The sequence below is a fragment of the Halomonas cibimaris genome (genome assembly GCF_039537045.1).
GTDB classification, from domain to species: Bacteria; Pseudomonadota; Gammaproteobacteria; order Pseudomonadales; family Halomonadaceae; genus Vreelandella; species Vreelandella cibimaris.
On record NZ_BAAAZT010000051.1, the window covers coordinates 1 to 6,881 of the forward strand.

The 6,881-nt window shown below is 51.5% G+C and carries 5 protein-coding genes and 2 pseudogenes; all 7 read left to right on the forward strand.

Going from position 1 to position 6,881, the window contains the following annotated elements:
* Positions 1-342 precede the first annotated feature (342 nt).
* Positions 343-2,283, forward strand: a complete 1,941-nt coding sequence (gene qatA / locus ABD654_RS05840) for a Qat anti-phage system ATPase QatA (protein ID WP_344703204.1) — start codon at positions 343-345, stop codon at positions 2,281-2,283.
* Entirely contained in the window at positions 2,283-3,119 is an 837-nt protein-coding gene (gene qatB / locus ABD654_RS05845; RefSeq protein WP_344703206.1) for a Qat anti-phage system associated protein QatB, read from the forward strand. Before qatA ends, qatB begins: the two co-directional genes overlap by 1 nt.
* A complete protein-coding gene (gene qatC, locus ABD654_RS05850; protein ID WP_344703208.1) occupies positions 3,116-4,483 on the forward strand; it encodes a Qat anti-phage system QueC-like protein QatC in 1,368 nt (455 codons plus the stop codon). The genes qatB and qatC overlap by 4 nt, the downstream gene beginning before the upstream one ends.
* A 1-nt stretch (position 4,484) precedes the next feature.
* Positions 4,485-5,234, forward strand: a complete 750-nt coding sequence (qatD, locus tag ABD654_RS05855; protein ID WP_344703210.1) for a Qat anti-phage system TatD family nuclease QatD — start codon at positions 4,485-4,487, stop codon at positions 5,232-5,234.
* Between the two features lie 143 nt (positions 5,235-5,377).
* A pseudogene (locus tag ABD654_RS12185) lies at positions 5,378-5,638 on the forward strand (hypothetical protein); the annotation flags it as partial.
* A pseudogene (locus ABD654_RS05860) lies at positions 5,580-6,004 on the forward strand (integrase core domain-containing protein); the annotation flags it as partial. The pseudogenes ABD654_RS12185 and ABD654_RS05860, both read left to right, overlap by 59 nt.
* Before the next feature lie 147 nt (positions 6,005-6,151).
* Positions 6,152-6,814, forward strand: coding sequence for a hypothetical protein (locus ABD654_RS05865; protein WP_344703212.1), 663 nt, complete (start codon positions 6,152-6,154; stop codon positions 6,812-6,814).
* Positions 6,815-6,881 lie beyond the last annotated feature (67 nt).

Here is a 6,881-nt window from a genome sequence, read left to right on the forward strand (position 1 = left end):
AGAGGTCCTCTTGAATCAAGTTCTGGCTGGAACATCCTGATTCTACAAGAGAAACCCCTCGCCATCTTTATTTTCAAGCCAGCCTCATGAATAAGCCGGGTTGATCGCCTCTGTGATGAGGTACACCGCCTACTTGGTGGTTATGGCACTGAATACGCGATTAATTTTGAATAAGCACTTACCGTGCTGGCCAAACTGCTGCAGTTATTCTATTATCTCAGGCTTTAAGGTATCAAAAAACAAAATAACTTATAATCTTCACACAACACCTCATACCATGCACTTAAATATAACTTAATCCAAGAGAAATACAACAAAAAAGAACTATACAAAAGGGACTGTATGATTGTTGCTGATAACGAAACATCTGTTGATTTACTATATTATGAAGCCATTGCACATACCGTAGTGCGCCTAGTCAATGAGAAGTCAGACGAACCGCTAACAGTTGGCGTTCACGGTGACTGGGGCGCTGGAAAGTCAAGTGTTTTGATGATGGTAGAGGAGGCTTTTGCCGACCGTGAGCGTGTCCTTTGCGTGAGATTCAATGGATGGCTATTTCAAGGGTACGAGGACGCAAAAGCAGTCCTTATCGAGACAATTGTAGAGGAACTGCTGCGGCGCCAGTCAGTGTCGACCCAGGTTGTTGACCAGGCAAAAACGGTTTTGCGTAGGGTCGACTGGATGAAGCTTGCGCGCAAAGTCGGTGGCATGGCCTTTACTGCAGCGACCGGCGTCCCCCATCCGGACACGCTGAAGGAACTTTACGGCACTACGTCAAGCCTGATCGGAAAGTCGGCTGACTCGATCACCCAAGGTGACCTGCGGTCAGTCGTCGAGCAGGCAGGGCAATATCTCAAGGAGGCGGAGCCTGAAACTGCACCACAGCAGATGCATGCGTTTCGTGAGGAGTTTGAGGAGCTTTTGCGCCGCGCTGATATCGATCGCTTGGTTGTGCTAGTAGATGATCTGGATCGCTGTCTTCCCGAGACCGCAATTGAAACTCTGGAGGCCATTCGCCTCTTCCTATTTGTGCCTAAGGCTGCATTCGTCATCGCTGCCGACGAGGGCATGATCGAATATGCTGTGAGGCAGCATTTCCCAGATCTTCCGGTGGCTGCTGGGCCAGCAACATATGCGCGAAACTATCTCGAAAAGCTGATTCAGGTTCCGTTTCGTCTGCCGTCTCTAGGGTATGCCGAGACTCGTATCTATATCACCCTTTTACTTGTACTGAACGAGTGCGGTGAGCAGTCGGATGAGTTTCAGAAGTTGGTTGCTTTTGCACGCCAGATTTTGCGGCGCCCATGGAAAGGCCCGGGTCTCGATCGCAACGGAGTTGCGGAGGCGCTAGGGGCCGTGCCGCTCTCGGTAGAGCGGGCACTCGACCTTGCTTACCGGATAGCGCCTATCTTGACTGACGGTGCGCGCGGCAATCCCCGGCAGGTGAAACGTTTTATCAATACGATGGCGTTACGCCTTGCAATCGCGGAGGAGAGGGGGTTTGGCGATGACCTGAATCCAACTGTTTTGGCGAAAATCATGTTGGCGGAACGCTTTGCGCCGGAGGTTTACGATGCAATTGCGCGAGGTTCGGCAGGGACAGGGGCCTCTGAGGAGCTGGCCGGGCTTGAAGCTGTGGTCCGTGGTGAAAGGCAAGAACCGAAGAATGCTAAGGGAGGTAAGAAAGATGATACAGAGGGCGACGTGGCCTTCGAAGCATCAGAATTACCAGATTGGCCTAATATGGAGTGGGCCAAGCAGTGGGCCAGGATCGATCCACCACTTGCCGAATACGATCTTAGGCCATACGTCTTCGTAACTCGTGATAGACGCAGCGTTTTCGGCGCGGTCACGTCGCTCGGAGAGCTTGATGAGCTACTCGCTAAGCTCAGTGGTCCACCGCTTCAGGTGCGGCAGGCTTCTGCGGAGGTGGCGCGTCTGCCTGGCTCCGAAGCCGAGCAGCTTTTTGATGCCTTGCGAGCCAAAGCCACTGTAGCGGAAGATTTTAGTGAGCAGCCAGTCGGTGCGCTGGGTCTCGCAGTAATCTGTCAGCATCACGCGTTTTTGCAGTCTTCCCTTATTGCCTTTCTCAAGGGGCTGCCGGTGTCCAAACTTGGTCCATGGGCTGTAACAGGGTGGACGAATGCATTGTCGTCGGAGGATGTGAAGGAGGAATTCAAGACGCTCCTTTCAGAATGGGCTGCACAGGATGACAATAAACCCTTGCAGGTCGCGGCCAAGGCGGCGGGGCAAATGGGTAAAGGTGGGGAGAGACACTAATGGGGACTTCAGGATCTTTTGGCGGCTCAAAGACCGGGCTGGTGCCAAGCTGGGTCGATGATCCACCTGCTGCGCCGGAAGGCGGCGAATCGCCTGACGGCAGTGGTGATAGTGACGGTGAGGTGTCATCAACTACCTATCCTCCAATACAGCCAGCATCTGCTGGCGCAGGACTTGGTAACGCGCGTCGAAGCCTTACGCGGGGAGCCAGAACCTCTGACGGCAGGGCTATTCGTCGCGGCGCGGGACGATATGTAGCTGCAAGTGGTGGTGGGAGAGGGGCTTCGCGCCGCATGTCTAACTCTCGGGCTACAGCCGGTGGCTTGGCCGGTCTCGCGCGCACTTTTGCTACACAAGGGCCTGCAGAGGCATTGAGGCCATTCAACCTTGACGGACTTGCAGGTGCGCCAGCCGTAGACGTATTCGTCGCGTTGACGGACGCATTGTGCCCGCCGGGAGGGACGATCGATGAGGCGATCGCACGTGATGCGATGCTCGAAACCATTGCTACAATGGCAGCCGAGGGCGTCGGTAATTTTGACGACATGACGCCCGCCGATCTTCAGGAGTTCTTTATCGGCGTTGTTAGTCGATCTATTGAGGGTAAGATATTGAACGAGGTTGGCACGAACAGCATCCGCGTCTCGCCCGATCTTACTTCGGTAGAGCGGGTGCAGCGTATGTTACATGAATTCGTAGAGGGTTGTGTTCGGGACAGGTTTTCGTCTTTTGGGTCTAACTTGGCAGATGTGACTGGTCAACAGATTGATGACTTCGTTTTCGACCTGTACGAGGCCGCATTTAACCTTATGCAAGCTATGGGGGATGCGTTATGAAAAGGTTTAGTCTGATTGGACGCCTTGGTGCCGATGATAAGGCGAACGTTCGGATTATCCAGAGGGACTCTGCGGACTATGAGATCGACTTCCTGAACGCTGACCGAAGGATAGACTTCGGAATTGGGCACGCACTCGATCAACTGTCCTCACTAGGACTGGAGCCAACAGAAGAGGCAGTAGATCTTGTGCTGGTCGCCGCTATGGTCAACGCCGGTGATACGCGTGTGTCAAGGAATATTAACGCTCAGGATGGTTGGACACGGGAGATCGATCTCTATGTGCCGGTTTCAGACCCGTCTCTGTGGGCGCGGTTATCTCGGCGAATTGAATCGCTCTTGAAATTTCTAACCGGTGACCATTGGCGACTCTTCTTCCGAGCTCGTCCGGAGCACATGTCATCAATAGTTAAGCCAACCGAAAACTTTTTACTCGACGGCTTTGACGAGGTTTGTTTATTCTCCGGCGGGTTGGACAGCTTGATTGGTGCGATCGATCTTATCAATGACGGTAAGTATCCCCTCCTTGTCAGTCACTACTGGGATGGAGAAACAGCGAAGGCCCAAACATATCTCCTTGAGCGTATACGGCGACGGTTTCCCTCAGTTGAGCCCCAAGCTATTCGGGTACACCTCGGGTTTGATCATAACCACCTGGATACTGGCGAGGTCGAGGATACCCAGCGTGGGCGATCTTTTTTGTTTTTCGCTCTAGCGTCTCTGGCGGCCTCAGCATTCCAGAAGCCGGTCACTGTGAATGTGCCTGAAAATGGTTTGATCGCACTCAATGTTCCGCTAGATCCTCTGAGGTTTGGCGCGCTAAGTACGCGAACGGCACATCCCCACTTCATGGCAGGCATAAACCAGTTGCTTGATAGTATCGGCATCCAAGCAACGCTTTTGAACCGGTATCGGCACAGCACGAAAGGAGAGATGGTGAGCTCCTGTACGGACCTGGACTTTCTTAAAGAGGTAGTTGGTAATTCGATGTCGTGCTCTTCTCCGGCGAAAGCGCGTTACAAGAAACTGTCACCGCGCCATTGTGGCTACTGTGTTCCATGTCTCATCCGTCGCGCCTCCTTAGCGGCTGGACTCCAGTCAAGCGATCCTACGGTTTACACCATTTCGGACCTTGCGGCGCAAACCCTCTTTACTGACAGGTCGGAGGGCGAACATGTAAGATCGTTTCAGCTCATGGCCAAGCGATTAGCTGATCGGCCAGAACTAGTTAATATTCTGATTCACAAGCCCGGGCCGTTAACAGCTGCGCCGGCCGAGGTGCCTGACTATGCCGACGTATTCCGACGGGGTATCTTGGAAGTGGCCGAACTGCTTGATGGCGTTACCGCCAAACCGAGTCAATGATATGCGTACTGAATTTGTGGATTTTCATTGTCACCTCGACCTTTATCCTGATCTGAAGGGTGCGATCGCGGAGTGTGAGGCACGACAAACGGCAACCTTGGCAGTTACCACTACTCCCAAAGCTTTCCCGCGAAACAGGCAGTTGGCGAGTAATAGTGAATTCGTACATGCCGGGTTAGGGCTTCACCCTCAACTGGTTTCGGAGAGAGCGAATGAGTTAAGCTTGTTTGAGCAGCTCCTTCCCGAAACGCGATATATCGGAGAGGTTGGCTTGGATGCTGGCCCGCGTCACTATCGGTCATTTGAGCAGCAAAGGGCAGTTTTTCGTTCAATTCTTTATCTTTGTGCGCAGGCAGGAGATAAAATTCTAAGTGTGCACAGTGTGCGATCTGCGAAGCATGTTCTCGACCTGGTCGAGGAATATCTACCAGCTGACCGTGGGAAAGTAGTCTTACACTGGTTCACAGGAACTATGTCCGAGGTGCGGCGTGGTGTTCAGTTGGGGTGTTATTTTTCCGTGAATGAGCGGATGCTTAGTTCCCTAAAGGGACGTCGTATTCTATGCGAGATTCCTAGCGATCGACTGCTTACGGAAACAGATGGCCCTTTTGTAAAGAAATCTAACTTGCCCGTAAGGCCTGGAGACGTACAGCCAGCACTTATAGAAATGGCGAAAATTAAAAATATTGATATTAAAATTTTGCAAGACTGCCTTTTGAAGAACTTGAGGGATATTGCCCCCCCTCTATAACTGCACAAATTATAAGCGCAGTCATCAGGGGGACATTATGAGTAACGACAACTCAATCAAGTGATGGAACGACAAGCGTAAGGCGACCGTGGTCATGAATATCTTCAAGGAAAAGGCTACTGCCGCCAAGGTGACACAGCCTGTGCGACGCCTACTGCTCGGAACAACGCGGGAACACTGAAAACACCAACAGATTGATTCGGCAGTGTTTTCCCAAGAGTACCAATTTCCACCAAGTCATTGACACCGAGCTACGAAGGGTAGTGAGAAGGCTAATTGACTGGCCACGACACCGGCTCGGCTATCGAGCACCTATACAAGTGTTTCTGGGGGAAGTGCTTTGGAGCACTCATGAAGCGGGTGGAAGAGCTCCCCTTCAAAACTCAAACGGTACTCACGGATAACGGCAAGTCATTATCCGATCGTTTCACACGGGCTGCTGAGCACAAGCCCAGCGGCCGCCATCTCTTCGGCTAGGAGTGCCAGCCCCATGGTATCGATCATCGCCTGATCAAATCGGGAAGGCCGCAGACGAACGTTATAGTAGAGCGGCTCAACGGCCGCATCAGCGACGTGCTGGCCACCCGTCGATATACCTCAGGCGAGGATCTGGAGCAGACGCTCAAACGCTACGCTTGCTGTACAATCACCACATCTCGCAGAAGGCGCTGCATTATCAATCACCGATCGCGGCGATGAAGGAGTGGCAGGCTAGGCGACCTGAGTTATTTACCAAGCGGGTTGTTAATCACACGGGACCCGACATCTAATACCTGTTATGAAGCGCCACGTCGGACATATAAGGATAGGTAAAGCTTATGGAAACACCGAAAAGACTACAGCCGTCATCAGATACTTTGAGAAGACTATATTCTTTATCAGGTAATCAATGCGCTTATCCAGGATGCTGTCACCCCATGTTCAACAACGAAGGCAATTTCGTTGGTCAGATTTGCCACATTGAAGCAGCGATGCCTGGGGGGGAGCGCTTTAATCCTAGCATGTCTAATGAGGCTCGTAGATCCTTTGAAAACTTGATGCTGATGTGCTATGACCATCATATAGAAACTAACAAAGAGCAAGTTTACCCTGTTTCAAGATTGCAGGAGATAAAGCGGCAGCATGAAGAAATCTACAGCAATATTGACCGCTTTGTTCATCAAATGCAGTCTACGATAGCCGATGTGACCTCAGGAATAGTCGTTGGTAAAGTTTCTAGTCTGAAAACTCTTTACATTGAAGTTTTTGGAGAAGAACTGCGTGAGCCAGAACATGTCGATGAAGAAGTAACAGCATTTAATGCAGCGATAGATAAGCTGGCTTCTCTTTCTCCGGATGCAAAACAGATTTTTGCAATTTCCTTATCTAGGGCAAAGTATGAATTAAATTTCTTAGGCAGAGAAACCGAAAATATATACGTTGACCCTTATGAAATTGAGCGAGTTACGCAGCTAGATCGAAACAACCTGCATTCAATTTTTCAGGAGATAGAGCGCTCAGGGATTTTGAGCCTTGATAACCTTGATGATGGTCAGCCAATATTCGGCTCTTCGTCGTTGGGTGTGGAATTCGCCCCCTGAGCTGGGCCAGGATATGACCTCCACATGGACAGGAGGTATGGCATGGACGGCACCCAGATTCTGACCC